The following is a 24,269-nucleotide window of genomic DNA, read 5'->3' on the forward strand; positions in this document are numbered from 1 at the left end:
CGCGGGCACAATGAGCGCATGACCCGCCCGGACGCCGCCGCGCGATGAGCTTCATCTTCGGCGGCGTCCGTGGCCGGACGGACCCGGAACTGGAGGCGGCCAACCGCCGTCACCGCCTCCGGATGGCCCGGGACATCAACGACGTCCGGACGCTCAACGACCCCGACGCCGGCGTCCCCCGCCGCAAGCGCGGCCGGCACTGGCTGCTGCTCGCGATCGTCGCGGCGGTGCTCGGCGTGCTCGCCTTCGTGGGCGGCCGCGGGGAGGACGTGCCGATCACCGCCAGCTGCGCGACGCCGGACATCGCGGTGGCCTCCAGCCAGGTCGAGGCAGGCCAGCCCCTGCAGTACAAGCTCACCGGCCCGGACGACGTCCGCTACGTCGTCACCGTGGACGGCGACCCGGTCCAGGGCGACGCCGGCGGCACGGTGAGCTACACCCAGACGCCCGCGGGACCGGCGCTCGAGCTGCAGCAGTGCGTCTCGCCGACCCTGGTGGTCGCGGCGCCTGCCGGCGACGGGCAGCACGAGCTCGCGCTCCTGCAGCTCGCCGACGACGGCACCGCGCGGCAGGTCGCCGCCGTCACGCTGACGGTGAGCGGCACCCGGTAGAAAGCCTGGGTGCTCCTGCATCTGCGCGTCACCGTTCCGCCGGACCGCACCGACGCCGTCCGCGAGGTCTTCGCGCGATCCCCCGGGACGGCGCACGTCGCCGTCCTCCCCGGGGCGTGCCAGCACCCGATCGGTGACCTGGTCCTCGCCGACGTCGCCCGCGAGTCCGCCGACGCGATCGTCGCCGCGCTGCGCGAGCTGGAGGTCGACCGGGACGGCGGCATCAGCATGGAGTCCGTCGACGCGGCGGTCTCCCGTGCCGCGGAGGAGGCCGAGGCGGCCGCACCCGGCGACGGCTCGGACGCCGTGGTCTGGGAGCAGGTGGTCCGCACGACCGCCGCGGACTCGACCCTCTCGATCTCGTTCCTGGCCTTCCTGACCATCGCCACGATGCTGGCCGCCATCGCGATCATCAACGACTCGGCGATCCTCACGGTCGGCGCGATGGTGCTCGGCCCCGAGTTCGGCCCGCTCGCGGCCCTGGCCGTCGCGATCGTGCACGGCCGGCGCGCCGTCGGGCGGGCGGCGGCGATCACGCTCGTGGTCGGCTTCGTCGTCGCGATCGCGCTCACCGCCCTGGCCGCGCTGGTGGGCCGGGCGCTCGACTGGTTCGGGCCCGAGGCGCTGACCGGCGACCGGCCGCAGACCGGCTTCATCACCGCGCCGGACCGCTGGTCGCTGGTGGTGGCGGTGCTGGCCGGGATCGCCGGCGTCCTCTCCCTGACCAGCGCCAAGAGCGGCGCGCTGGTCGGCGTCTTCATCTCGGTGACGACGGTGCCGGCCGCCGGCGCGATCTCGCTGGGCCTGGCCCTCGGGGAGCCCTCCGAGATCGGCGAGGCCGCGACGCAGCTGGGCATCAACCTGGCCGGCATCCTCGTCGCCGCGCTCGCCACGCTGCTCGTGCAGAAGACGCTGTGGCGGCAGGTGCCGCGCTCCGTGCCGAATCTCGCACGGGTGGTCCGCGGGCAGGGCTGATCCCCGGAGGACAATCGGTTCAGTGAGCGCTCAAGCACCGTCCCCCGCCGACCAGCCCCGCAAGCTGCTGCTGGTCGGGGTCGCCATCGTCCTCACCGCGCTCAACCTGCGGACGGCGGTGACCAGCGTCGGGCCGGTGCTGGAGGAGCTGCAGGCCGGGCTCGGGCTCTCGAGCGGCCAGGCGGGCCTGGTCACCACCATGCCGGTCATCTGCTTCGCGCTGATCGGCTTCGCCGCCACGCCGCTGACGGCCCGGTTCCGCGACGGGCACGTCCTGGCCGGCGCGCTGCTGGCGATGGCCGTCGGGCTCGTCGGACGGGCGCTGGCCGGCTCCTTCTGGCTGTTCCTGGTCGGCACCGCGGTGGCGATGGTGGGCGGCGCGCTGGGCAACGTGATGCTGCCGTCGCTGGTCAAGAAGTGGTTCCCGCGGCGCACCGGCCTGCTGGTCGGCGCCTACAGCGCCGCGCTGAGCCTGGGCGGCGCGGTCGCGGCCGCGTCGGCGGCACCCATCGAGGCCGCAGTGGGCGGGGACGACGGCTGGCGGTGGGCGCTCGGCGTGTGGGCGGTCCTCGCCCTGGTCTCGGCGCTGCCCTGGCTCGGCGTCCCGGCGTTCTCGACCGCGCAGCCCGGCACCCGGCCCGGCGTGAGGCTGCGCACCTACGCCCGCAGCTCGCTCGCGATCGCGCTGGCGGTGTTCTTCGGCCTGCAGTCGCTCGAGGCGTACGTCGTCATCGGCTGGTCGGCGCAGTACCTGCGCGACTCCGGCCTGTCGGCGGCCACCGCCGGCCTGCTGCTGGCGATCAACTCGTTCGGCGTCATCCCGCTCAACGCCGTCATCGCGCCGCTGACCGTGCGGCCGCGCGCACAGCGCCCGCTGCTGGTCGCGTTCGTCGTCTGCTACGTCGCCGGCTGGCTGGGCCTGTGGTTCGCGCCGACCACCGTGCCGTGGCTGTGGATGGTGCTCCTGGCCGTGGGGATGGGCAGCTTCCCGATGGTGCTGGCCCTGATCGGCATGCGGGCCCGCACGCCCGAGACGACGGCGGGGCTGTCCACCGTGGCCCAGGGCTGGGGCTACCTGCTCGCGGCGGCCGGGCCGCTGCTGGTCGGCGTCCTGCACGGGGCGACCGGCGGCTACGACGCGATGTTCGTCCTCGTGCTGGCCGGCGTGGCCGGCCTCGCGGTCAGCGGCTGGCTGATCACCCGCGACCGGTTCGTGGACGACGAGCTGCACCTCACCGCGCCCGCCCACCGGGACGCGGAGGACCTCATCGAGGTGGCCGGCGCCGACGCCCCGGTCGCGGTGCACCTCAAGGAGTCGGACGACGTGTCTCCGCGCGGGTGAAGTTGCGGAACGACCGGGACGGCGTGGGCCCGCGCTGGTCCTGGTAGCGGGAGCCGTAGATCGGCGACCCGTAGGGGTGCGTGGCCGGCGTGGTGAGCCGGAACAGGCACAGCTGGCCGATCTTCATGCCCGGCCAGAGCGTGATCGGCAGGTTCGCCACGTTCGACAGCTCGAGCGTGATGTGCCCGGAGAACCCGGGGTCGACGAAGCCCGCCGTCGAATGGGTGAGCAGCCCGAGCCGGCCCAGCGAGCTCTTGCCCTCCAGCCTCGCTGCGAGGTCGTCGGGGATGCTCACGACCTCGAGCGTGGACCCCAGCACGAACTCGCCCGGGTGCAGCACGAACGGCTCGTCGCCCTCCGGCTCGACCGGCGTGGTCAGGTCGTCCTGCTGCAGCGCCGGGTCGATGTGGGTGTAGCGGGCGTTGTTGAACACCCGGAAGAAGCGGTCCAGCCGGACGTCGATGCTCGACGGCTGCACCATCGCCTCGTCGTAGGGATCGATGCCGAGCCGGCCCTCGGCGATCGCGGCGGTGATGTCGCGGTCGGACAGCAGCATGGCGCGGAGTCTGTCACGAGCCCACCGGAGCCCTTCCCGGCCGTCTCACCTGAAGGGGCGAATCGGCACGTCAGGTCCTCAACCAGGGGCTTGCGGCTGCCGTTGCGACCTCGTTGACGTGCGGACGGCGCGCGTCCGGGAGGGAGCTCGATGTTCGGCACGCGCGGCAAGGCCGTCGTCCTCGTGGCGGCGGCGGTGGCGGGGTACGCCGGAGCCGCGGCGTTCTCGGCCCTGGCGCTGCCGTCGGTCGAGATCGCCTCGGACTACGGCCCGGGCGACGGCCTGACCCGCTACGTCGTCACGGCCTCCGCCGACGCGGTGACCGGCCTCGATGGGCTGCCCGGCGTCGTCAACTCCCAGCGGCTCTCCGACGGCCGCACGCTGGTCGCCACCGACGGGCTCACCCCCGCGGAGCTGCAGCGCGTCCCCGGCGTCTCGGCCGTCGAGGTGTCGCCGTCCGTGCCGGTCATGGCCTCCGTGACGGACCCGTACTGGCCGAACTACGGCTGGAACCTCGACAACACCGGCACGAACGCCTACTCGCAGACCGCCGTCGCCGACGCCGACACCGACGCGCCCGACGCGTGGCCGACCAGCACCGGCTCCCCCGTGGTCGTCGCCGTCGTCGACACCGGCTACTACACCGCCCACCCCGACCTGCAGGGCGCGCTGTGGACCAACCCCGACTGCGCCACCGACGCCGACGGCGGCGGGCGGGTCGGCGACTGCCACGGCTGGAACTTCACCACCGACTCCCCCGACGTCGACAACGGCAGCTACGGCACCCACGGGACCAGCGTCGCGGGCGTGATCGCCGCGCGGGCGGGCAACGGTGAGGGCTCGGCCGGCGTCGCGCCGGGCGTGCAGATCATGCCGCTGGTCGTCGGCAGCGGGGAGAGCGTCGACGTCTACCTGGGCGCCGAGGCGATCCGCTACGCCGCCGACCACGGCGCGTCGGTGATCAACGCCTCGTGGGGCGGCGCGTTCAGCGGCCCGGCGCTCGACACGCTGAAGTCGGCGGTCGCCTACGCGGCCGCCAAGGGCGTGCTGGTCGTCGCGGCCGCCGGCAACGACTCGGCCAACCGCGACACCTCGATCGTCTACCCGGCGAGCCTGACCGACCCGAACCTGATCACCGTGGGCGCCGCCACCGCCGGCGACACGGTGAGCGACTTCAGCGCCTACGGCGCGTCCTCGGTCGACCTGTTCGCGCCGGGCACGCTGGTCTTCACCACCTGGAACGACGGCGGCTACCGCCTGGTCTCGGGCACCTCGATCGCCGCGCCGCAGGTCGCCGCGGCGCTGGCGCTCTACCGCGCGGTCGACCCCTCGGCGACCACCGCGCAGCTGCGCGACCGGCTGCTGGCCGACGTCGACCCGGTGCCGGCGTTCGTCGGCAAGTCGGTGACCGGCGGGCGCCTGTCCCTGACCCACCTCGGCGACAGCAACGACGCCGTGAGGTACGCCTTCACGTCCATGACGTCGCCCGCCGGCACGGTGTCGCCGCACGTGGCCGCCACCGACCCGGACGCCGGGGTCGGCGCCTACTCAGTCGAGCTCGGCATCGGCATGGAGTACGGCCGCGAGGTCATGGCGCTCTCCGGCGCCGTCGTCACCCTCGGCGGCACGTCCGCCACCACGGACGACGACGGCCTGGTCCACTTCGACCTCGGCTCGCTGTCCGGTCTGGACGGCGTCGACATCGCGCCCTCGGTCGACCTGGAGGACGGCCGGTACGTGCTGACCGCGCAGGTCTACCGCGACGGCTCACCGCTGGGCCGGGCGCACGCCGCCCCGCTGCTGGTCGGCTCGTCGGTCGTCACCCCGGGCGGGACGACGGGCGGCTCGGGCTCGGGCGGCTCTGCGCCGGGCGGCTCGACGGGCGACTCGACCGGTTCCTCCGGTGACTCCGCCTCCGGCGGCTCCCCGACCGGCGACTCGACCACGGGTGGCGCGGATCCGGGCTCGGCGGGCTCGGGCTCAGGCTCTGGCCCGGCCGGGTCCGGCGGCTCCGGCGGCTCCACGGGTGACCCGGGCGCGGGTCCGGCGCCCGGCAGCTCCGGCGGCAGCACGCCCGGGGACAGCCCGTCCGGCAGCGGGTCGGTGCCCGAGGAGCCGACCGGTTCCGCCCCGGATGCCACCGGCGGCTCGACGCCTCCGGCCGGCGGCGGGTCCCCCATCGGCTCGGGCACGGGCAGCTCGGGGTCCGGCAGCTCCGGCTCCGGCCCGGGGTCGGCCGGATCCGGCGACGGCGGTTCGGCGGCTCCGGGCGCCGGGCCGGTGCCCGAGGAGGGCGGCACGGTCGAGTTCCCCGCCGTCGGCAGCTTCCGGATCACCTCGCTGAGCCCCGCGCGGGTCAGCACCGACGGCGGCACGCTGGTGATCATCGTCGGTGAGGCGCTGCCCAGCGGCGCCAGGGTCCTGGTGGGCACGTCGGCGTCCGCGACGGTGACCCGGTCCAGCGCCACCGAGGTGGTGTTCCGGGCACCGGCCCGCGTCGCCGGGACCTACACGGTGACGGTCTTCGCGCCGGACGGCCGCAGCACCGCGCTCGACAGCGCGCTCGAGTACGTCGACGCCACCGCCTCCGGCGGCGCGGGATCGGGCGGCAGCGGTTCGGCCGGGTCCGGTGGGTCCGGCGGCGCCGGCGGCTCCGACGGCACGGCGCCCGGCGGATCGGGCACCGGTGGATCCGACGCCGGCGGCGCCGGTGGGTCCGGCGGCAGCGGCTCGGCCGGTTCCGGCGGGTCGGGCGGCTCGGGCGGCACGACCGATCCGGTGGTCCGGCGCGGCCCGCACGGCGAGCGCCTGGTGCAGTCGGCCCACTTCGCGGGGCTGTCGTCCATCTGGTCGCTGGACTGCTCGGCCGCCTGCGCCGGCGTCGCGATCTAGGCACGGTGGCCGGGCGGCTGCCGTCGCCCGGCCACCACCAGGTAGTCTCAGCGGCACCCGCGGGTGTAGTTCAATGGCAGAACATCAGCTTCCCAAGCTGACAGTGGGGGTTCGATTCCCCTCACCCGCTCCACACGCCACGCTCGTGGCCATGCCCTCACCAGCGGACCCCGGCGCCGGTCTCCTCGACGGTCTGGCCGCACGGTTGCTGGCCGCCTCGCCCTACCGGTTCACCGTCGCGGACGGCCCGGACGACCGCTCGACGGCGTACCGGATCCGTGCGACCGCGAGCATCGAGGCCGGCTGGGCGGCACCGGACGCGTTCCCGGACGGGATGGAACGCGACGGGTTCGACGCCGCCGCCGTCCACGTCCTGGGCTGGGACGGCGCCGACCCGGTCTGCACCGGGCGCCTGGTCCTGCCGCCCGGTCCGCTGCCGACCGAGGTGGCGACCGGGCTGGTCGTGGAGCCGCAGGGGCGGGTCGTCGACGTGGGCCGGATGGCGGTGCTGCGCTCCCACCAGACGTTCGGCCACGGGGTCTTCCTCGTCCTGCTGTGCCGGCTCTACCGCGAGGCGCGGGCGGCCGGCTTCGAGTTCGCCTGCGGCATGATGGCGCCCCCTGCCCGCTCGCTGGTCGACCGGCTCGGCCTGCGGCTGGAGCAGCTGGGGCCCGAGCGGGTGCACCACGGCCAGCTCCGGGCGCCGGTGCGCTTCGTCCTCGCGTCGAACGTCGCGCCGCTCGTGGACCGGTGGGGCGGCGCGGATCACGGCGGCCGGGATCAGGGCGGCGGCCCCAGCACCAGGCAGGCGTTGACGCCGCCGAACCCGAAGGAGTTCGACAGCCCGTAGCCGGCGTCGACCGGGCGGGGGCGGCCGAGGACGACGTCCAGGTCGAGCTCGGGGTCGACCCGCCGGGTGCCGGCCACCGGCGGGACGATCCGCGAGCGCACCGCGCGCAGCGTCATGATCGCCTCGACGGCGCCTGAACCGCCGATCATGTGCCCCGTCGTCCCCTTCACCGCCGTCACGGGCGGCGAACCTCCCGGGAACAGGGCCGAGAGCGCGATCGCCTCGGCCCGGTCCCCCGCCGGCGTGCTCGTGCCGTGCGCGTTCACGTGCTGCACGTCCGCGGGGCCCAGTCCGGCGTCGGCGAGCGCCAGCCGCATGCAGCGCAGCGCGCCGGCGCCCTCCGGATCCGGTGCGACGAGGTGGTGCGCGTCCGCGCAGGAGCCGTAGCCGGCGACCGTGCCGAGCACCTCCCCGGCGTCCGGGGCGTCGGACAGCCGCCGGAGGACGACGAAGCCGGCTCCCTCGGCGAGCAGGAAGCCGTCCCGGTCCGCGTCGAAGGGCCGCGAGGCGAGCTCCGGGTCGGTGACCGTGCGGGTCATCGCGTCGAGCCGCAGGAACGAGCAGACGACGCTGTAGGTCAGCAGTGCATCGACCCCGCCGGCCAGCACCAGGTCCGCGGCCCCGCGGCGGAGCAGCGCGGCGCCTTCGCCGATGGCGTCGGCCCCGGAGGCGCACGCCGTGGACAGGGTCAGCACCGGCCCGCGGAATCCGAACTGCAGGGAGAGGAGCGCGGCCGGGCTGCTGGGCATGACGACGGGGATGGTCAGCGGGTTCAGCCGGCGCAGGCCGTTCGCCAGCAGCTCCTCGTGCTGCTGCTCGTGGTACCCGTTGGCACCGAGCCCGACGCCGCAGACGACGGCGCAGCGTTCCGGGGGAGGCAGCGGGCCGGCCAGCCCGCTGAGCGCGTCGTGGGCGGCCGCGACGGCGAGATGGTGGCAGCGGTCGAACCGTCGGACCTGCACGGGCGGGAGGTAGCCGCCGGGGTCCAGGCCGGTCACGCGCGCGACCACGACCCGGACCTCCGGCGGCAGGCGGGGATCGTCGTACGGCTCGGCGAACGACCGCGCGTCGCACAGCGAGGCCCAGAGCTCGTCGGCGGTCAGCCCGCCCGGCGCCTTGACCCCGGCGCCGACGACGACCACGGGGTCGGGGGAGGTCATCGGCGGCTACTCGACCGACCAGTTGCCGGCGACCTCCAGCTGGGCGTTGAGCGTCACCGGGTCGACCAGCTGACCGATGCCCGTGGCCAGCATGCGCAGCCGCTGCCCCCCGATGCCGAAGCGCTGACCCGCCAGGCCCCCGTGCAGCACGCCGGCCTGGGTCTGCGTCATGTCGCCGGTGAGCGTCGGCAGTCCCTGCGCGGCCGCGAAGACGGTCAGCACGTCCTGGAGGGCCAGGTCGAACCGGGCGACGCGCGTGCCCTGGGAGAAGGACGCGGGACGGTCGAATCGCGCGCCACCGTGCGGCCGCTGGTACACCGACAGCTCGCCGCCGATGTCCAGCGCGTGCACGGACTGGTCGAGGACGCGCCGCACCAGCGAGCCGTCGGCCGTCACCGTGAACAGCGCGTTCCCGATCGTGGTGCCCGGTCCTTCGAACAGGTCGGAGAGCTGCGCGCCGGCCAGGGCGGTCAGGATCCCGAGGGCCGCGAAGTCCTGCCCCGTCGAGCCCGATTGCGTGATGCGGCCGCGGAACTCCACCGCCGTCGCCCCCTGCGGGGCGCGGGCGACCCCCGACCCGGTCGCCTCGGCAACCCCTGGTGCGCCCGCGACGGTCGCGGCGACTCCTCCGGCGATGGCCAGTCCCGCGCCGGTGAGCACGCCGCGGCGGGTGGGGCGGTAGGGCTCGGAGCCTGTCATCTCGGTACCCCTCTGACGAGTGTCGAGCGGTGGACGGGTGCGGGAGGTCAGCGCTTGACGCGTGCTCGGCGACGGAGCACGAGCCGGTAGTTGGTCAGGGTGCCGTCGCGGAACTGCCACTCCGAGGCGGCGAGGTAGCGGCGGAACCGCCGGACCGTCGCGGGATCGGTCGCCCGCGCGGCTGCCTCGTCCGCGGCCCGGAGCCGCAGCTGCCAGTGCCGGAACGTCCTGGCGAAGTCCCCGGCGTCCGACCGCAGCAGCTCGACCTCGAACCACGGCTCGAAGCCGAGCACGAGCTCGCTCAGGTGCGGGCAGATCGATTCGGGGAAGAGCTCGAGGACGCAGTCGCCGAGCGGGCCCCGGCCCTTCGCCGCGGCGGTGTCCGGGGCGTCGTCGTGCGCGATGGTCTCGAGGCCGAGGCGCGCCCCGTCGGCCGTCCAGTCGAAGCAGCGCGCGAAGAAGGACCGGTAGGTGGCGATCCGCTCCGGCCCCGTCGTCCCGTCGCGGGCGAAGTGCTCGAAGGCACCGAAGGAGGTGATCGCGTCGTACGGCCGGTCCGGCGCGTGCTCGGCCCAGCTCTCCAGCCGGACGTCGCGTCCCGGCAGCGGCCGGGCGCGCGCCCAGCGGTGCTGGGCCTCGCTGACCGTGAGCCCCACCGCCGTCCCGGCACCGTGGTGCTGCAGGAGTCGGGACAGCGTGCCGCCCCAGCCGCAGCCGACGTCCAGCACGCGGCTGCCCGGGCCGGCGCGGATGCGCTCGGCGAAGAAGTCGTTCTTGCGGTCGAGGGCCGCCTCCAGGTCCGGCGGGTCCCCCGCCTTCCACAGGCCCGAGGTGTACATCATCGTGGGACCGAGCCACGTGGCGTAGAAGTCGTCGGAGAGGTCGTAGTGGGCCCGGACCGCGGCCGCCGAGGCGCCGGGTCCCGTCGCGGACGGCCGACCAGCGGTCGCGAGGTCGCTCGGCCGCACCCGCACCGCCCACCTCTTCGGCTCCGGCCGCTTGGTGAGGACCACCCGGTACAGCGCGTGCTCGCGCAGCCGGAAGCAGACCTCCCCCGCCGCCAGGTACCGGTCGAACCGCCGGGCCACCTCCGGGCCCACCAGCCGCTCGGCCTCGTCCCGGCGACGGCGGTAGGCCAGCGCCCAGGCGCGGAAGGTGCGCACGTAGTCGGCGGTGGCGTCGCAGAACCGGGTCAGCCGGAAGTCGGTCTCCCAGCCCAGCACCATCTCCGCGAGCGACGCGGGCATCGACTCCGGGAAGACCTCGCGACCGATCAGATCGCCGACCGCGGTCCGGCCCAGCCGGCTCGTCTGCTCGCCGACGCCGTCCAGGCAGATCAGCTGCAGCCCCACGCGGCCGCCCGGGCGCAGCCAGGAGGCGGCAGCCGCGAAGAACTCGCGGTAGACGTCGACCTTCGTGTCGGAGTCGCAGGTGTCCGAGGCGAAGTGCTCGGTCGACTCGATCGCCGTGAGGACGTCGTACGGACGGGCCGGACGGTGGTCCGCCCAGCTCTGCAGCAGGTAGGAGGTCCCGGGCACGTCCCGCGCGGCTGCGGACCGGACCTGGTTCGCGCTCAGCGTCAGGCCCACCCCCGACCGGGTGCCGTGCCGGGAGCGCATCCGGTCCAGCAGGGCTCCCCAGCCGCATCCCACGTCGAGGACGTCCGCCCCGTCCACCTGCAACCACTCGGCGAACCAGTCGATCTTGCGGTGCTGGGCGGAGGCCAGGCTGTCGTGCTGCCCGTCCGGCAGCCACAGCGCGCAGGAGTAGACCAGCTCCTCCCCGAGCCAGCACCGGAAGAAGTCGTCCGAGAGGTCGTAGTGATGCGCGATCGCCGCGGCGGACGTGCCCGCCCGCCGGACGTCCGCCGTGGTCGTCATCCGGGGGACCGGGCCAGCTCGTCCTGCAGCAGCGCCACGACGTCGCCCACGGTGCGGGAGACGGTCAGCCGCCGCAGGCCGTCGACGGGCAGCTCCCTGCCCAGGCGGATCTCGAGGTCGGTGAGCACCTCCGCCGCGGCGAGGGAGTCGAAGCCGAGCGAGTCGAGGGTCGCCTCGTCCGTGATGGACTCCGCGGGCACGTCGCAGATCCGGCTGATCGAAGTCCGCAGCTCCGCCGCCACGTCCATCTCGCCTCACCGCCGACGCACCCGGGGGAAGAGATCGGCGGGATCTTCCAGCCTCGCCGGGAGCCCGGTCAATGGAACCGACCGCGCCTCGGGTGGCTCAGCGCGCGGTCGGCATCCCGGCGGCGGGCACGGGCAGGATCGCCACGCGGTCCAGCAGCGGGCCGATCTCGTCGCTCGGCATCGGCCGGGCGAAGTGGAAGCCCTGCGCGATGTCGCAGCCGAGGTCCTGCAGCGCGGCCACGTGCTCGGCACCCTCGACGCCCTCCGCCACCACGGTCAGGCCCAGGTTGTGGCCCAGGTCGATCGCGGTGCGCACCAGGACGGCGTCCTGCTGGGTGTCGGTCATGCCCATGACGAACGAGCGGTCGATCTTCAGCTCGTCGACCGGCAGCTGCCGCAGGTAGGCCATCGAGCTGTAGCCGGTGCCGAAGTCGTCGATCGACAGGTGCACGCCCAGGTCGTGCAGCCGCTGGAGCACGTCCAGGCAGCGTGCGGCGTCGCCCATGACGGCGCTCTCGGTGACCTCCAGGCGCAGCAGGCGGGCCGGCACGCCGTGCTGGGCCAGCAGGGTGGCGACCAGCTCGGGGAGGTCGTCGTCCATGAGGCAGCGCGTGGAGAGGTTGACCGCCACGGGCACGGGGTGGCCCGTGTCCAGCCAGCGGCGCATCTGGGTCAGCGCCAGGCCGAGCACGCGCTCGGTCAGCCGCAGGATGATGCCGGTGCCCTCGGCGACCGGGATGAACTCGGCCGGCGGGACCATGCCGCGCTCGGGGTGCCGCCAGCGCAGCAGCGCCTCCAGCCCCTCGATGTGCCGGCCGTCGAGGGTGAACTTCGGCTGGTAGTGCAGGAGCAGCTCGCCGTCGGTGTCCAGCGCACGGCGCAGGTCACCGAGCACGTTGAGCCGGGACGGCGCGGTCACGTGCTCCGTGGGCTCGAAGACGACGGCGCCGGCCTTGACCTCCTTCGCCACGTACATGGCGATGTCGGCGTTGCGCAGCAGCTCCTCGGCGTCCGCCCCGTGCATCGGCGAGACCGCGATGCCGACGCTGACCTCGACGTCCAGCGCGACCCCGTCGACGTCGAAGCGGTGGTGCAGCGCCTCCCGCAGCCGCTCGGCCACGATCCGCGCCTCGGCGACGCCGTCGACGGCCGGCAGCAGGACGGCGAACTCGTCGCCGCCGAGCCGGGCGACGACGTCCTGCTCCCGCAGGATCGAGCGCAGCCGGGGGCCGACCTGGCGCAGCAGCGCGTCGCCGTAGCTGTGGCCGAGGCTGTCGTTGATCTCCTTGAACCGGTCCAGGTCGATGAGCAGCACCGCGACCAGGTCGCCGGTGGTGGCCGACGTCGCGAGCGCGTGCTCCATCCGGTCGCGCAGCTGCACGCGGTTGGCCAGCCCGGTGAGCGAGTCGTGGGTCGCCTGGTGCCGGTTGCTCTCGACCGAGGACCGCAGGTCCTCGTTCTGCCGGCGCATCCGTCGGGCCACGCCGGCCATGAAGCGGAACATCACCGCCCAGAAGACCGCGAGGCTGATCGCCAGCGTGATGACCAGCGTCCGGACGCCGTCGGCGATCTCCGCGGCCACCGGCGCGTAGGGCAGGTAGAGCTCCATGACGCCCTCGGGCGCATCGGCGTCGGAGAACTGCATCGGCACGTAGACCTCGAGCAGCCGCCGCCGGCCGTCGTCCCGGCCCGAGTCGTCGGCCGAGGACGCGAAGCCCGAGACGACGTGGCCGCGCAGCGCCTCCGGGAGCTCGTCGGAGCTCGAGTGCGTGCCGATCAGGTCGTGGTCGTCGGAGTACACGATCGTGCCGGCCAGGTTCATGATGTTCAGCCGCACCGGGTCGAGGTCGCTGACCGCGGAGGAGCGGTGCTGCAGCTCGCTCTGCGCGGACCGCACGGCCGCCTCGACGGTCGCCAGCCGGGTCGGGTCGAAGCCGTTGGCCAGGTCGGCGCGGGAGAGCTGGGACTGCACGCCCAGGCGCAGCGTCACCGTGGCCGTCCACTCGGCCTGCTCACGGGCGCGCTGCGCGATCGCGTGGCTGAGCACCTGGGACACGACGAGACCCACCGCGACCGTCAGCACGGCGCTGATCACCGCGAAGCGGGCGAGCAGCCCGCTGCCGCGGATACGGCGGATCCTCTCCATGCCGGGTCGATCGGGTGGTGCACGCTCTTTCTGAAGCGCGACCGGGGCCGATGCCCCCTTCGGGGGAGATGGCGGCGGCGGGGCCGGGACCGTCACGAAGGGTGAGGACGCGCCACTGAAAGGGTCCAATCCGTTCCGGTGACAGGGACCTCCGCCCCTGCTGGGCCCTTGGTCCCTGTCACCTGCGCATTCGCGCCGCGACGATCATGGGCATGAGCGAGGACGGTCCGCTCCCGGCCGACCACACACCGACACCCTCCGCATCCGACGCCGCCCCGACCCAGGCCCCCCGCGGTGCCGTCGAGCCGCTGCGGCTGCGCCCGCTCGTCCCCCGCCGCCCCGCTCCCCACCTGCTCGTGGAGGTCGACGGTTCGGCGGCCGGTTCCGGCGCGCTGGTCTGGGCGCTGCGCGAGGCCGCGCGCCGCGAGGGCACCGTGGTCGCCATCGCCGTCCTCGACGACCCGGACGACGTCCCGCTCGGTGCGCGACCCACCCTCCGCGACGCCAACGCCCTGCTCGAGCGGGTGGAGGCCCAGGTGCTGCGCGCCATCGCCGAGACCGGCGTGCACGGCCGGACCCGCACCTGCGTCCTCGACCGCGCCGTGTTCGAGGCGCTGTCGGCCGCCTCCCACGGGGCCGACCTCGTCGTCGTCGGCCCCGAGGGCAAGACGCTGCTGCGCCCCGCCGTCCCCCGTCCACCCGGTCGCCGCCTGGCCCGAGGCGCCTGACCCGCTTCCCGATACCGCCTGGGACTCCTACCGTCGGGCCGTGACCCCGCCCGACGTCCCGGAACCCCGCCCCGGGTCGGACGCCCCGGTGCTGCCGGCCGCCGTCGTCACCACCGCGACGTCCGGGCACCTCGAGACGACGCTGCACGAGGTCGTGCGCGCCGCGGTCGACCAGGTGGGCGCTGTGTTCGGCGCGCTCGGCGTGCTCAGCGACGGCGGCCGCCGGCTCGACCGGCTGGTCGTCGTCGGCGCCGACGCGGCCGAGGCCGCACGGATCTCGGCCCTGGCGGACCGGCAGACCGTGCACCAGTTCGTGTCCGCGCCGGCCGTGCTGCGCTGGGACCAGATGGACATCGACCCCGAGCGGTTCGGCTTCCCGCCGGGGCACCCGGCACGCGGGCCGTTCCTCGCCGTCCCCGTCCGGGTCGGCGGGGCGCTGTTCGGCAACCTGTACCTGACCCAGAAGGACGCCGCGCAGCCGTTCACCTCGGCCGACGTGGAGGTGGTCCAGGCGCTGGCCGGCGTGGCCGGGCTCGCCATCGGCAACGCGCGAGCGGCCGAGCAGGCGGAGCGGGGCCGCCGGCAGTTCCAGGCCGGGACCGAGATCGTCACCAGCCTGCTCTCGGGCGCCGGCGAGGAGGACGTGATGCGGGCCATGGCCGACCGCGTCCTCGAACTCGCCGAGGCCGATCTCGCCGGGGTGCTGTGCCCGACCGACGACGACGGCGTCCTGGTCGTCGCCGCCGCGGCGGGCGAGGACGCGGCCGACATCGAGGGCGTCCGCATCCCGCTGGAGGCCACGCACGTGGGCAACGTCCACCGCTCGCGCCGCCCGACGGTGATCGACGACGTCGGCGCCGACCCGGTGCTCGGCCGGCACGCCGAGGTGGCGGTGGAGATCACCCGCCACCTCGGGCCCGGGCTGATGATCCCGTTCGAGCAGCCCCCGACGAAGGGCATGGTCGTGGCGATGCGCCGCCGCGGCCGGGAGCCGTTCGAGGTGGGCCCGCACCACCCGCTGGTCGCCTTCGTCACCAGGACGGCGCTGGCCCTGGAGCTCGCCCGCAGCCAGGCCCGGGAGCGGCGGCTGCAACGGCAGGCCGACCGCGACCGCATCGCCCGCGACCTGCACGACCACGTCGTCCAGCGGATCTTCGCCACCGTGCTCTCGCTGGACCGGCTCAGCCGCTCGCTCGAGGCCGGCCAGCCCAGCATCGCCTCCCGGCTCGGCCGCACCATCGACGAGCTCGAGGCGACCATCGCCGAGATCCGGTCGGCGATCTTCGAGCTGCACGAGGACGACGTCACCGCCCCCTCGGTGCGCGGCCGGCTCTCCGACGTCGTCCGGATGGTGACCGAGGGCTCCCCGCTGCGCCGCGACCTGCGGCTGCGCGGCGCGCTCGACGACCTGCCGCGCGAGATCGTGCCCGATCTCGTGGCCGTGGTGCGCGAGCTGGTGAGCAACGTGGTGCGGCACGCGGCCGCGAAGCGGGTGACCGTGTCGGTCGACGTGGACGACGAGGTGCGGGTGACCGTGACCGACGACGGCACCGGGCTGCCCGAGGTGCACGCCCGCAGCGGCCTGGCCAACCTGGCCGACCGGGCCGAGCGCCGCGGCGGCCGGCTGGTGGTCTCCTCGGGCCCGGACGGCACGGAGGTGCGCTGGACGGTGCCCCGCCCGCGCCGCTGACGCGACGGGTCAGCCCGGCGGCCGGTCGCGGAGCTCCGTGGCGAGGATCGCCGCCTGGGTCCGCCGCTCCAGCCCCAGCTTGGCCAGCAGGTGGCTGGTGTAGTTCTTGACCGTCTTCTCGGCCAGGCCCATCCGCCCGCCGATCTGCCGGTTGGTCAGCCCCTCGCCGATGAGCCGCAGGACGGTGCGCTCCTGGTCGGTGAGCTGGGCCAGCCGGTTGTCCCCGTTGACCGGCCGGCGGCCGGCCGAGGGGCGCGGGCCGGCCTCGGGGTCGAAGAGCGTGCCGCCCGCCGCGACGGTGCGCACGGCCGAGACCAGCGCCGGACCGCGGACCTGCTTGAGCACGTACCCGGAGGCTCCGGCCCGGACCGCGGCGGCCACGGCGTCGGGATCGGCGTAGCTGGTCAGCACCAGGGTCCGCACGCCCGGCACCCGGGCGCGCAGCTGCCGGCAGACCTCCGCGCCGTTGCCGTCGGGCAGCCGCATGTCCACGACGACGACGTCCGGGCGGACGGCGGGCACCCTGGCCATCGCCTCCGCCACCGAGCCGGCCTCGCCGGCGACGGTGATCCCGGGGTCCTCCTCGAGCACCTCTGCCACACCGCGCCGGACGATCTCGTGATCGTCGACGAGGAAGACCCGCACCGGGGTCGCGCTCCGTTGCACGTGCCCCGCCCCCCTCCGGCCGAGACGGGAACTTCAGGGTTGAAGCGTAGGGCGAGAGCCGGGCGAATGGGGCCTTTCGACCCGCCTCAGGCGGGGAGAAGCAGCGCGGCGTAGAGCGTGAGGCCGGGCCCGAACGCCATCGCGACGACCGGGCCGTCGACGTCTGCCAGCTCGTCGAGCACGAGCAGCACCGTGGCCGAGGAGCAGTTGCCGTGCTCGGCGAGCACCTGCCGCGAGGCGGCCATGTCGCTCTCGGCGAGGCCGAGCTGGTCGCGGACCACGTCGAGGATGCGGGGGCCGCCGGGGTGCACCGCCCAGCCGGCGACGTCCTCGACCCGCAGGCCCGCCCCGGTGAGCAGCTCGTCGACCACGCCGCCGACGTGCCGGGCGAGGACGTCGGGCACCCGCGGCGACAGGCCCATCCGGAAACCGAGATCGGTGACGTCCCAGGTCATGTGGTCGGCGGTGGACGGGTCGGTGCGCGCCACGACGCCGGCCAGCCGGCGGCCGCGGCCGGCGCCGGGCTCGAGGACCACGGCAGCGGCGGCGTCGGAGAACAGCGCGTGCGCGACCACCTGGTCCAGCGCGGTCCGCGCCGGCTGGACGTGCAGGCTGGTCAGCTCGCAGCAGAGCAGGACGGCGGGCCGGCCGCGGGCGGCCACGTAGTCCCCCGCGGCAGACAGCCCCGGGATCGCGGCGTAGCAGCCCATGTGCCCGACGAGCAGCCGCTCCAGCCCGGCCGGCATGCCGAGGTCGCTGGCCAGCCGGATGTCCAGCCCGGGGGTGGCGTAGCCGGTGCAGGTGGCGACGGCGAACAACCCGACGTCCCCGGGCGCGAGACCGGCCGCGTCGAGCGCACCGGCGACGGCCTGCTTGCCCAGGGGCAGCGCTTCCTCGATGTATCGGGCCATCCGCGCGCCGGTCCCCCAGCCGGTGAGGTCCTCGTCGGCCGGGTTGGCGACCGCGTGCCGGGTGCGCACGCCGGAGCCGGTGAAGATCCGGCGGGCGGCCCGGACGCCGGCGTAGTGCTGGGCGAAGAAGCCCTCCCAGACCGCGTCCTGGTCGAACGTGGCCGGCAGTGCCGAGCCGGCGCCGGTCAGCACCGCCGCGGTCACCCCTGGCCTCCGGTCATGCCCCGACGGTACGTGCGGTTTCCCGGCGCCGCCTCAGCCCGTTTGCGTCCGTAACCTGCGAAGACGACGGCGGTCGACCGGATGGGGCGGAACCGGACGCCCTCCCGGCGCCCGAGCCGCCACGCGATCGCGTCCCGGAACGACGGCCGCAGGCCCACGAGCCTCAGCTCCAGACCCAGCTCGTCGGCCGCCGCGAGCAGACGCGATCGATCGACGAAGAGGGCGGGGTCGTGCAGCCCCGGGGGCGGGCCGCCGGGCACGTGCTCGAGCAGCCGCACCATCACGAACCGGCTGAGCGCGGTGTCGGCCAGGGCGTCGAGTACGAGGGTGCCGCCCGGGCGCAGCAGGCGGGCGCACTCGGCCAGGACGGCGACGTCGTCGTCCACGTGCTCGAGCACCTCACCGGCGACGACGACGTCGGCGCACCCGTCGGCCAGCGGGACCTCGAGCACCGAGCCGCGGACCGGCAGGACGCCGTGCCCGCGCGCGAGCTCGAGACCCGGGAGCCCGATGTCGACGCCGACGTGCCGGTAGCCGAGCCGTGCGACGTGCGGCGCCATCAGGCCGCCCCCGCAGGCCAGGTCGACCAGCAGCGCGCCGGGACCGGGCGCCGGCGGGATGTGCTCGGCCCGCGACGCGGCCAGCCAGTGCAGCGCGGCGAACATGCCGGAGGGCCGCCACCACTGGTCGGCCAGCTCGTCGTACTGGGCCGGGTCGTTCCGGCGGAGCGGGGTCACGCCCCCTTCAACGGATCGTGGCCCCAGTTCATCAACGAGTACCGCCACTTCGACGTCTCGACGTCCTCCTTGCCCGGCTCCTGGGCGAGGTGGCCCTGAACGTACCCGTGGACCTTCCGCATGTGCGCCAGGTCGACTCGCCCGAGCCGTCCTTCTGCCCGACGGCCGTCGGCGTCGTTCTGCGCCATGAGGACTCCCGGGTGTCGACGGCGGCCCTCGGCGGGTACCTCTGCGGCGTGGGTGGGAAACCGCTGGCCCACACGGGGGTGGGTCGCTACGACGCCGCGGCCGCGCAGCAGACGGCGCGCAGCCGCGGCGAGTCGGTGCAGCAGGTGCTCGACCGGAACCTCGCCGAGCTGCTGCAGGAGGTGCGGGTCGCGATCACCGGCGTGCAGGTCCTGTTCGCCTTCCTGCTCGCGCTGGCCTTCACCCAGCGCTTCCGCGAGCTGGACGCGTTCAAGCTGACGGTGTACACCGTCGCGGTCCTGGCCACCGCGCTGGCCACGCTGGTGCTCATCGCCCCGGTCTCCTTCCACCGGCTGGTGTTCCGGCGGCGGCAGAAGGCCGCCCTGGTCGCCGTCGCCGACCGGTTGCTGCTCATCGGGCTGGGGCTGCTCGTCGTCGCCATCACCAGCTCGGTCCTGCTCATCCTGGACGTCGCGCTCGGTCTGTGGCAGGGCCTGGTCGGCGGCGGGTTCATCGCCCTCGCCGGACTGCTCACCTGGTACGTGCTGCCGGTGTGGGTCCGCCGGGAGGGGCTGGGCGTGGCCCCCGATCCGGACGAGGACGACGACCAGCAAGGATGACCGGGCCCGTACCGGAGGCTGACGTGCGAGGAAACCTCGCCCGTGAGCCTCCGCTCCCGAGCCCGGAGGTCCCCGCGTGTCCGTCACCGTCGTCGGCAGCCTGAACGAGGACGTGCTCGTGCGCGTCGGCCGCCTGCCCGGCCGCGGCGAGACGGTGATCGGCGAGGGGACAACGCTGGCGCCGGGCGGCAAGGGCGCCAACCAGGCTGCCGCCGCGGGCCGGCTCGCCCCCGGCGTGCACATGATCGGGCGGGTGGGCGACGACCCGGCGGGCGACCGGCAGCTGGCCGCGCTCGCCGATTCGCGGGTCAACGTCAGCCGGGTGCACCGCACGCCCGGCGTGCCGACCGGCAGCGCCACGATCCCGGTCGAGCAGGGCAGCGGGGAGAACCTGATCGTCGTCGTCCCGGGGGCGAACGCCGAGCTCACCCCGGACGACGCCGTCGCCGACCCGGTCCGCCGCGCCGACGTCGTGCTGCTGCAGCTCGAGGTGCCCCTGGCGACCGTGCGCGCCGCCGCGGAGGCAGCCGGCGGCACCGTCGTCCTCACCCCGGCACCGCCCCGGCCGCTGCCGGCCGAGCTGCTCGAGCGGGTCGACGTCCTGGTCCCCAACGAGCACGAGCTCGCCGCGCTGGCCGGTGCCGGGCCGGGCGAGCGGGAGCCGGCCGAGCTGGTGCGGCTGGCGCGGGCGGTGACCGCCTCGGCCGTCGTCGTCACCCTGGGCTCCCGCGGCGCGCTCCTGGTGCCGGACGGCGACGGTCCGGCGCTGCTGCAGCCGCCCCTGCCGGTGACCCCGGTCGACACCACCGGCGCCGGGGACTGCTTCTGCGGCGCGCTCGCCGCCGCGCTCGCCGCCGGCACGCCGCTGGCCGGGGCGGTCCGCTACGCGGTCGCCGCGGCCGCGCTGTCGACGACCGGGCCGGGTGCCCGCGGTGCGCTGCCCGACGACGACGCCGTCCGCGCGGCCCTGGCCCGTGTCCCGGAGGCGGTCCCCGTCGGCTGAATCGTGGCTGTTTCACGTGGGACAAGGGGGGCAGGAGAGCGCGCATGAGCGAGCCCGGACGCACCCCGCACAGCAGCGAGCCGGCCGAGGGCGACGAGGCCCCTGGCCGTCAGGTCGACTCCCGCACCCCGCACCCGCAGCAGCCGGCCGAGGGCCCCGACGACGAGGGCGCCGACCAGCCGGACAGCGACTGAGTCACGCCTGGCCGGCGGCCTCCCGCTCCTTCGCCCGCAGCTCGCGGCGCAGGATCTTGCCGCTGGCCGCCTTGGGCACCGCGTCGATGAACTCCACGCGGCGGACCCGCTTGTAGGGCGCCGTGTGCTCGGCGACGTAGGCCAGGACGTCGTCCTCGGTCGCGGCGCTGCCCGGCGCGCGGACGACGAACGCCTTGGGCACCTCGTCGCCCCTCTCGTCGTAGACACCGATGACCGCGGCGTCGGCGACGTCCGGGCTGCCCAGGAGCACGGCCTCCAGCTCGGCGGGGGCGACCTGGTAGCCCTTGTACTTGATCAGCTCCTTGACCCGGTCGACGACGAACCACCAGCCGTCGTCGTCGACCGTGCCGATGTCGCCGGTGTGCAGCCACCCGTCGGCGTCGATCAGGGTGTCGGTCTCCTCGGGCCGGCCGAAGTAGCCCTTCATCCGCTGCGGGCCGCGGATCCAGATCTCGCCCTCCTCGCCCGGGCCGGCGTCCTCGCCGGTCTCGACCGACACCAGCCGGGCCTCGGTGGAGGGGAACAGCTTGCCGACGGTCCCGGGAGGCGCCGAGCGGGCGGTGCCGTCGGGGACGAGGTGCGTGCCGGGGGAGAGCTCGGTCATGCCGTAGGCCTGGCCGATCTCGACGCCCAGCCGGTCGGCGCAGACCTGCGCGAGCTCGGCGTCCAGCGGCGCGGCGGCGGACAGGATGAAGCTGAGCGCGGAGAAGTCGCGCCCGTCGACGGCCGGGTGCTTGGCCAGGGCCAGCACGACCGGCGGCGCGACGTAGGCCCGCGTGATCCGGTGCTGCTCGAGGACGTCGAGGAACTGCAGCAGGTCGAAGCGCGGCAGGACGACGACCGTGGCGCCCTTGCGCAGCGCGACGTTCATCAGCACGGTCATGCCGTAGATGTGGAAGAACGGCAGGACGGCGACGATCCGGTCCTCCGGCCCCATCGTGTGCAGCACGTCGATCTGCGCCAGGTTCACCCCGATGCTGGCGTGGGTGAGCATCACGCCCTTAGGCAGCGCAGTCGTGCCGGAGGAGTAGGGGAGGACGGCGACGTCCTCGGCCGGGTCGACCGCGACGTCGGGGGCCGGGCCGTCGGCGGCGAGCAGGTCCTGCACGCTCGGGTGCCCCTCGACCCGGTCGCAGGTCCAGACCGGCCGCTCGCCGGCGGCCTCCAGCGCGACCGGCAGCAGCGCGCCGACCGTGACGACCAGCGTGGCGCCGGAGTCGGCGAGCTGGCCGGCCATGTCCTTGGCGGTGGCCAGGGCGGACAGCGTCGTCACCGTGGCCCCGGCGCGGCTGGCGGCGTAGAAGACCACCGGGTAGAGCACGGTGTTCGGGCTGTGCAGCGCGACGACGTCGCCGGGCTTGACGCCGATCCCGGCGAACCCGGCCGCCATGCGCTCGACCATGTGCGCCAGCTGCGCGTAGCTGATCGTCTGGCCGGTGATGCCGTCGACCAGTGCCGGGGCGTCCCCGCGGGCGGCGGCGTCGGCGAGCACGAACTGCCAGATCGGCGTCGTCGGCGTCTCGACCGCCGGGTACTCACTGCTGTAGATGCGCGGCTCGGCCACGTCGTCCTCCGGGTCTTCTGTGGTTTCGCGCGCTTAACCGCGCGCGGTTAAGCGCGCGAAACCACCTAGTAGGAGCGGGGGAGTTGCAGGTCGTGCTGGGCCACGAAGCTGAGGATCATCTCGCGGCTGACCGGCGCGATCCGGCTGACGCGGGACATCGCCAGGAGCGCGGCGACGCCGTACTCCTGGGACAGGCCGTTGCCGCCGTGGGTCTGGATCGCCTGGTCGACGGTGCGCGCCGCGGCCTCGGCGGCGGCGTACTTCGCGCTGTTCGCGGCGCTGCCGGCCTCCCGGCCGGTGTCGATCAGCCACGCAGCCTTCTGCGTCATCAGCCGGGCCAGCTCGATCTCCACCTGGCAGGCGGCCAGCGGGTGCGCCAGGCCCTGGTGCGCGCCGATCGGCGTCCCCCACACCTCCCGCTCGCGGGCGTAGGCGGTCGCCTTGCGCATCGCCAGCCGCGCGACGCCGAGGGAGTAGGCCGCGGCCATCACACGCTCGGGGTTCAGGCCGGCGAACAGCTGCGCGATGCCCTGGTCGGGGTGGCCGACCAGCGCGTCGGCGGGCAGCCGGACGTCGTCCAGGAACAGCGAGAACTGCCGCTCCGGGCTCACGATCTCCATCGGGATCGGGTGCGCGGTCAGCCCGGGGGCACCGGTCGGGACGACGAACAGCGCCGGCCGCAGCGTCCCGGGCGGCCCGTCGGCGAGCCGCCCGACCACGAGCAGCGCGTCGGCCTGGTCGACGCCGCTGATCCACACCTTGCGGCCGGACAGCACCCACTCCTCGCCGTCCCGGCGGGCGATGGTGCTGATCTCGTGGGAGTTCGAGCCGGCATCGGGCTCGGTGATGGCGAAGGCCATCGTCACCGAGCCGTCGGCGATCCCCGGCAGCCAGCGGTCCTTCTGCTCCGGCGTGCCGTAGCGGGTGATCACGGTGCCGCAGATCGCCGGCGACACGACCATCATCAGCAGCGGGCAACCGGCGGCGCCGAGCTCCTCCAGCACGATCGAGAGCTCCAGCAGCCCGCGGCCTCCCCCGCCGTGCTCCTCGGGGATGTTCACGCCGAGGAACCCGGCCTTGCCGACCTCCGACCACAGCGCGTCGGTGCGCCCGCCCGAGCGCGCCTGCGCGAGGAAGTACTCCTGCCCGTAGCGGGAGCCGAGGTCGGCGACGGCCGCCCGCAGCGCTCGCAGCTCGTCGCCCTCGTCGAAGTCCAGCGTCACGGGGCGAGCCCACCACGGCTGCGGCTCCGGCCACAACCGCCTGCTCGACGGACGGACCGGTCCCCCGCGCTGGTCAGCGCGGCATCCGTCCGGCAGGCTCGCCAACCGTGCTCCTCGACGCCGCGCTGCTGTCCACCGGGATGGATGACGTCCCCGCCACCGCCCGGGAGCTGGAGGCCCGCGGGTACGCCGGCATCTGGGCCTCGGAGGTGAACCACGACCCGTTCCTGCAGCTGCACTCGGCCGGGCTGGCCACGGAGCGGGTGACGATCGGCACCGCGATCGCGGTCGCCTTCGCCCGCTCCCCGATGACGCTGGCCCTGACCGCCCACGACCTGCAGCGCTACACGAGGGGGCGGTTCGTCCTCGGGCTCGGCACCCAGATCAAGGCGCACGTCGAGCGGCGGTTCTCGATGCCGTGGGGCAAGCCGGTCGCGCAGATGCGCGAGTACATCGGCGCGCTGCGCGCGATCTGGGGCTCGTGGCAGGACGGCGAGCCGCTGCGCTTCCAGGGCGAGTACTACCGGCACACGCTGATGACGCCGATGTTCTCGCCGCCCGCGCACGAGTGGGGCGCACCGCCCGTGCACCTCGCGGCCGTGGGCCCGGCGATGACGCGGCTGGTCGGCGAGGTGGCCGACGGCCTGCTGGTGCACGGCTTCACCACCGCCCGCTACCTCCGCGAGCGCACGCTGCCGGCCCTGGACGAGGGGCTGGCCGTGTCCGGTCGCGAGCGCGCCGACGTGACCGTGAACCTCCCCGGCCTGGTCGTCACCGGGCGCACCGACGACGAGCTGGCCGAGGCGGCGCAGGCGGTCGAGGCCACGATCGCCTTCTACGGCAGCACCCCGGCCTACCGCCCCGTGCTGGAGCTGCACGGCTGGGAGGCCCTGGGCGAGGAGTTGCACCAGCTGTCGGTGAGCCGTCGCGAGGACAAGTGGACGGCGATGCGCGACCTGGTCGGCGACGACGTCCTGGCCGAGTTCGCGGTCATCGGAGCGCCGGAGGAGCTCGGCGGACTGATCTGCGCCCGGTTCGGCGACCTGGTCGACCGGTTCAGCGTCTACGCCTCCTACCCCTCCTCGCTGGACCTCTGGGACCCGCTGGTCGCCGACCTCGCCTGAACCCCCTCGCGCCGCCGCCCC

The 24,269-nt window shown here is 74.8% G+C and carries 23 protein-coding genes and 1 tRNA gene; 12 read left to right on the top strand and 12 right to left on the bottom strand.

Going from position 1 to position 24,269, the window contains the following annotated elements:
• The first annotated feature begins 44 nt into the window (after window positions 1-44).
• The 3 genes from GGQ55_RS06980 to GGQ55_RS06990 are packed head-to-tail and all read left to right on the top strand — an operon-like array spanning window position 45 to window position 2,928.
• Window positions 45-611, top strand: a complete 567-nt coding sequence (locus tag GGQ55_RS06980) for a hypothetical protein (RefSeq protein ID WP_179715733.1) — start codon at window positions 45-47, stop codon at window positions 609-611.
• Window positions 612-620: 9 nt separating this feature from the next.
• Window positions 621-1,586 carry a DUF389 domain-containing protein gene (locus tag GGQ55_RS06985; RefSeq protein ID WP_179715734.1) on the top strand — a complete coding sequence of 322 codons (966 nt, stop codon included), beginning with the start codon at window positions 621-623 and terminating at the stop codon, window positions 1,584-1,586.
• A gap of 22 nt (window positions 1,587-1,608) precedes the next feature.
• On the top strand, window positions 1,609-2,928 hold the full coding sequence (locus tag GGQ55_RS06990; RefSeq protein ID WP_179715735.1) for a CynX/NimT family MFS transporter: 1,320 nt from the start codon (window positions 1,609-1,611) through the stop codon (window positions 2,926-2,928).
• Here the strand turns inward: GGQ55_RS06990 and dcd are convergent.
• Window positions 2,894-3,484: a dCTP deaminase gene (gene dcd / locus GGQ55_RS06995; RefSeq protein WP_179715736.1), complete on the bottom strand. Its 591-nt coding sequence runs from the start codon at window positions 3,482-3,484 to the stop codon at window positions 2,894-2,896. The genes GGQ55_RS06990 and dcd overlap by 35 nt on opposite strands.
• 150 nt (window positions 3,485-3,634) lie before the next feature.
• Here dcd and GGQ55_RS27610 point away from each other — a divergent pair, with 150 nt between their 5' ends.
• From GGQ55_RS27610 to GGQ55_RS07010, 3 genes are all read left to right on the top strand, one after another.
• A complete protein-coding gene (locus GGQ55_RS27610; RefSeq protein ID WP_179715737.1) occupies window positions 3,635-6,376 on the top strand; it encodes a S8 family serine peptidase in 2,742 nt (913 codons plus the stop codon).
• Window positions 6,377-6,435: 59 nt separating this feature from the next.
• Window positions 6,436-6,509, top strand: a tRNA-Gly gene (locus tag GGQ55_RS07005).
• 18 nt (window positions 6,510-6,527) lie between these two features.
• Window positions 6,528-7,226, top strand: coding sequence for a hypothetical protein (locus tag GGQ55_RS07010; protein ID WP_179715738.1), 699 nt, complete (start codon window positions 6,528-6,530; stop codon window positions 7,224-7,226).
• Here GGQ55_RS07010 and GGQ55_RS07015 read toward each other — a convergent pair.
• The 5 genes from GGQ55_RS07015 to GGQ55_RS07035 all read right to left on the bottom strand — a co-directional run bounded on the left by GGQ55_RS07015 (window position 7,157) and on the right by GGQ55_RS07035 (window position 13,359).
• Window positions 7,157-8,386, bottom strand: coding sequence for a beta-ketoacyl-[acyl-carrier-protein] synthase family protein (locus tag GGQ55_RS07015; RefSeq protein WP_179715739.1), 1,230 nt, complete (start codon window positions 8,384-8,386; stop codon window positions 7,157-7,159). The two genes, GGQ55_RS07010 and GGQ55_RS07015, sit on opposite strands and share 70 nt — an antisense overlap.
• Window positions 8,387-8,392: 6 nt before the next feature.
• Window positions 8,393-9,085: a hypothetical protein gene (locus GGQ55_RS07020; protein WP_179715740.1), complete on the bottom strand. Its 693-nt coding sequence runs from the start codon at window positions 9,083-9,085 to the stop codon at window positions 8,393-8,395.
• 47 nt (window positions 9,086-9,132) lie between these two features.
• Window positions 9,133-10,965 (bottom strand): class I SAM-dependent methyltransferase, encoded by a 1,833-nt coding sequence (locus GGQ55_RS07025; protein ID WP_179715741.1) that lies wholly within the window; start codon window positions 10,963-10,965, stop codon window positions 9,133-9,135.
• Window positions 10,962-11,213: an acyl carrier protein gene (locus tag GGQ55_RS07030; RefSeq protein WP_179715742.1), complete on the bottom strand. Its 252-nt coding sequence runs from the start codon at window positions 11,211-11,213 to the stop codon at window positions 10,962-10,964. The genes GGQ55_RS07025 and GGQ55_RS07030 overlap by 4 nt, the downstream gene beginning before the upstream one ends.
• A 97-nt stretch (window positions 11,214-11,310) precedes the next feature.
• Window positions 11,311-13,359 carry a putative bifunctional diguanylate cyclase/phosphodiesterase gene (locus GGQ55_RS07035; RefSeq protein WP_179715743.1) on the bottom strand — a complete coding sequence of 683 codons (2,049 nt, stop codon included), beginning with the start codon at window positions 13,357-13,359 and terminating at the stop codon, window positions 11,311-11,313.
• 212 nt (window positions 13,360-13,571) lie between these two features.
• On the opposite strand from GGQ55_RS07035, the gene GGQ55_RS07040 reads away from it, so the two are divergent.
• Both GGQ55_RS07040 and GGQ55_RS07045 read left to right on the top strand, forming a co-directional pair.
• Entirely contained in the window at window positions 13,572-14,087 is a 516-nt protein-coding gene (locus tag GGQ55_RS07040; RefSeq protein ID WP_179715744.1) for a universal stress protein, read from the top strand.
• A gap of 40 nt (window positions 14,088-14,127) precedes the next feature.
• Window positions 14,128-15,777, top strand: a complete 1,650-nt coding sequence (locus GGQ55_RS07045; protein WP_366488901.1) for a GAF domain-containing protein — start codon at window positions 14,128-14,130, stop codon at window positions 15,775-15,777.
• A gap of 9 nt (window positions 15,778-15,786) precedes the next feature.
• On the opposite strand, the gene GGQ55_RS07050 is transcribed toward GGQ55_RS07045, so the two are convergent.
• The 4 genes from GGQ55_RS07050 to GGQ55_RS07065 all read right to left on the bottom strand — a co-directional run bounded on the left by GGQ55_RS07050 (window position 15,787) and on the right by GGQ55_RS07065 (window position 18,501).
• Window positions 15,787-16,443 carry a response regulator gene (locus GGQ55_RS07050; RefSeq protein WP_179715745.1) on the bottom strand — a complete coding sequence of 219 codons (657 nt, stop codon included), beginning with the start codon at window positions 16,441-16,443 and terminating at the stop codon, window positions 15,787-15,789.
• 86 nt (window positions 16,444-16,529) lie between these two features.
• Window positions 16,530-17,558 carry a type III polyketide synthase gene (locus tag GGQ55_RS07055; protein WP_179715746.1) on the bottom strand — a complete coding sequence of 343 codons (1,029 nt, stop codon included), beginning with the start codon at window positions 17,556-17,558 and terminating at the stop codon, window positions 16,530-16,532.
• Window positions 17,555-18,313: a methyltransferase domain-containing protein gene (locus tag GGQ55_RS07060; protein ID WP_179715747.1), complete on the bottom strand. Its 759-nt coding sequence runs from the start codon at window positions 18,311-18,313 to the stop codon at window positions 17,555-17,557. The genes GGQ55_RS07055 and GGQ55_RS07060 overlap by 4 nt, the downstream gene beginning before the upstream one ends.
• On the bottom strand, window positions 18,310-18,501 hold the full coding sequence (locus GGQ55_RS07065; protein WP_246323777.1) for a DUF3140 domain-containing protein: 192 nt from the start codon (window positions 18,499-18,501) through the stop codon (window positions 18,310-18,312). The genes GGQ55_RS07060 and GGQ55_RS07065 overlap by 4 nt, the downstream gene beginning before the upstream one ends.
• A gap of 12 nt (window positions 18,502-18,513) precedes the next feature.
• Between GGQ55_RS07065 and GGQ55_RS07070 the strand changes: the two genes are divergently transcribed.
• The 3 genes from GGQ55_RS07070 to GGQ55_RS07080 all read left to right on the top strand — a co-directional run bounded on the left by GGQ55_RS07070 (window position 18,514) and on the right by GGQ55_RS07080 (window position 20,316).
• Window positions 18,514-19,119 carry a DUF6328 family protein gene (locus tag GGQ55_RS07070; RefSeq protein WP_366488904.1) on the top strand — a complete coding sequence of 202 codons (606 nt, stop codon included), beginning with the start codon at window positions 18,514-18,516 and terminating at the stop codon, window positions 19,117-19,119.
• A 76-nt stretch (window positions 19,120-19,195) separates the two neighbouring features.
• On the top strand, window positions 19,196-20,122 hold the full coding sequence (locus GGQ55_RS07075; protein ID WP_179715748.1) for a ribokinase: 927 nt from the start codon (window positions 19,196-19,198) through the stop codon (window positions 20,120-20,122).
• Between the two features lie 44 nt (window positions 20,123-20,166).
• Window positions 20,167-20,316: a hypothetical protein gene (locus tag GGQ55_RS07080; protein WP_179715749.1), complete on the top strand. Its 150-nt coding sequence runs from the start codon at window positions 20,167-20,169 to the stop codon at window positions 20,314-20,316.
• Window position 20,317: 1 nt separating this feature from the next.
• Here the strand turns inward: GGQ55_RS07080 and GGQ55_RS07085 are convergent, their stop codons facing one another.
• Complete coding sequence (locus GGQ55_RS07085; protein WP_179715750.1) at window positions 20,318-21,901, bottom strand: 4-coumarate--CoA ligase family protein; 1,584 nt, start codon at window positions 21,899-21,901, stop codon at window positions 20,318-20,320.
• Window positions 21,902-21,966: 65 nt separating this feature from the next.
• Window positions 21,967-23,124, bottom strand: coding sequence for an acyl-CoA dehydrogenase family protein (locus GGQ55_RS07090; RefSeq protein WP_366488907.1), 1,158 nt, complete (start codon window positions 23,122-23,124; stop codon window positions 21,967-21,969).
• 107 nt (window positions 23,125-23,231) lie between these two features.
• Here GGQ55_RS07090 and GGQ55_RS07095 point away from each other — a divergent pair, with 107 nt between their 5' ends.
• A complete protein-coding gene (locus GGQ55_RS07095) occupies window positions 23,232-24,248 on the top strand; it encodes a TIGR03617 family F420-dependent LLM class oxidoreductase (RefSeq protein ID WP_218859194.1) in 1,017 nt (338 codons plus the stop codon).
• Window positions 24,249-24,269 lie beyond the last annotated feature (21 nt).

The sequence above is a fragment of the Petropleomorpha daqingensis genome (assembly GCF_013408985.1).
Taxonomy (GTDB): Bacteria; Actinomycetota; Actinomycetes; order Mycobacteriales; family Geodermatophilaceae; genus Petropleomorpha; species Petropleomorpha daqingensis.

Excerpts from the sequence above, each read along its gene's own strand:
- GGQ55_RS06980 (WP_179715733.1), top strand. The coding sequence starts at position 45 with ATGAGCTTCATCTTCGGCGGCGTCCGTGGCCGGACGGACCCGGAACTG.
- dcd (WP_179715736.1), bottom strand. The coding sequence starts at position 3,484 with ATGCTGCTGTCCGACCGCGACATCACCGCCGCGATCGCCGAGGGCCGG.
- GGQ55_RS27610 (WP_179715737.1), top strand. The coding sequence starts at position 3,635 with ATGTTCGGCACGCGCGGCAAGGCCGTCGTCCTCGTGGCGGCGGCGGTG.
- GGQ55_RS07010 (WP_179715738.1), top strand. The coding sequence starts at position 6,528 with ATGCCCTCACCAGCGGACCCCGGCGCCGGTCTCCTCGACGGTCTGGCC.
- GGQ55_RS07015 (WP_179715739.1), bottom strand. The coding sequence starts at position 8,386 with ATGACCTCCCCCGACCCCGTGGTCGTCGTCGGCGCCGGGGTCAAGGCG.
- GGQ55_RS07020 (WP_179715740.1), bottom strand. The coding sequence starts at position 9,085 with ATGACAGGCTCCGAGCCCTACCGCCCCACCCGCCGCGGCGTGCTCACC.
- GGQ55_RS07025 (WP_179715741.1), bottom strand. The coding sequence starts at position 10,965 with ATGACGACCACGGCGGACGTCCGGCGGGCGGGCACGTCCGCCGCGGCG.
- GGQ55_RS07030 (WP_179715742.1), bottom strand. The coding sequence starts at position 11,213 with ATGGACGTGGCGGCGGAGCTGCGGACTTCGATCAGCCGGATCTGCGAC.
- GGQ55_RS07035 (WP_179715743.1), bottom strand. The coding sequence starts at position 13,359 with ATGGAGAGGATCCGCCGTATCCGCGGCAGCGGGCTGCTCGCCCGCTTC.
- GGQ55_RS07040 (WP_179715744.1), top strand. The coding sequence starts at position 13,572 with ATGAGCGAGGACGGTCCGCTCCCGGCCGACCACACACCGACACCCTCC.
- GGQ55_RS07065 (WP_246323777.1), bottom strand. The coding sequence starts at position 18,501 with ATGGCGCAGAACGACGCCGACGGCCGTCGGGCAGAAGGACGGCTCGGG.
- GGQ55_RS07080 (WP_179715749.1), top strand. The coding sequence starts at position 20,167 with ATGAGCGAGCCCGGACGCACCCCGCACAGCAGCGAGCCGGCCGAGGGC.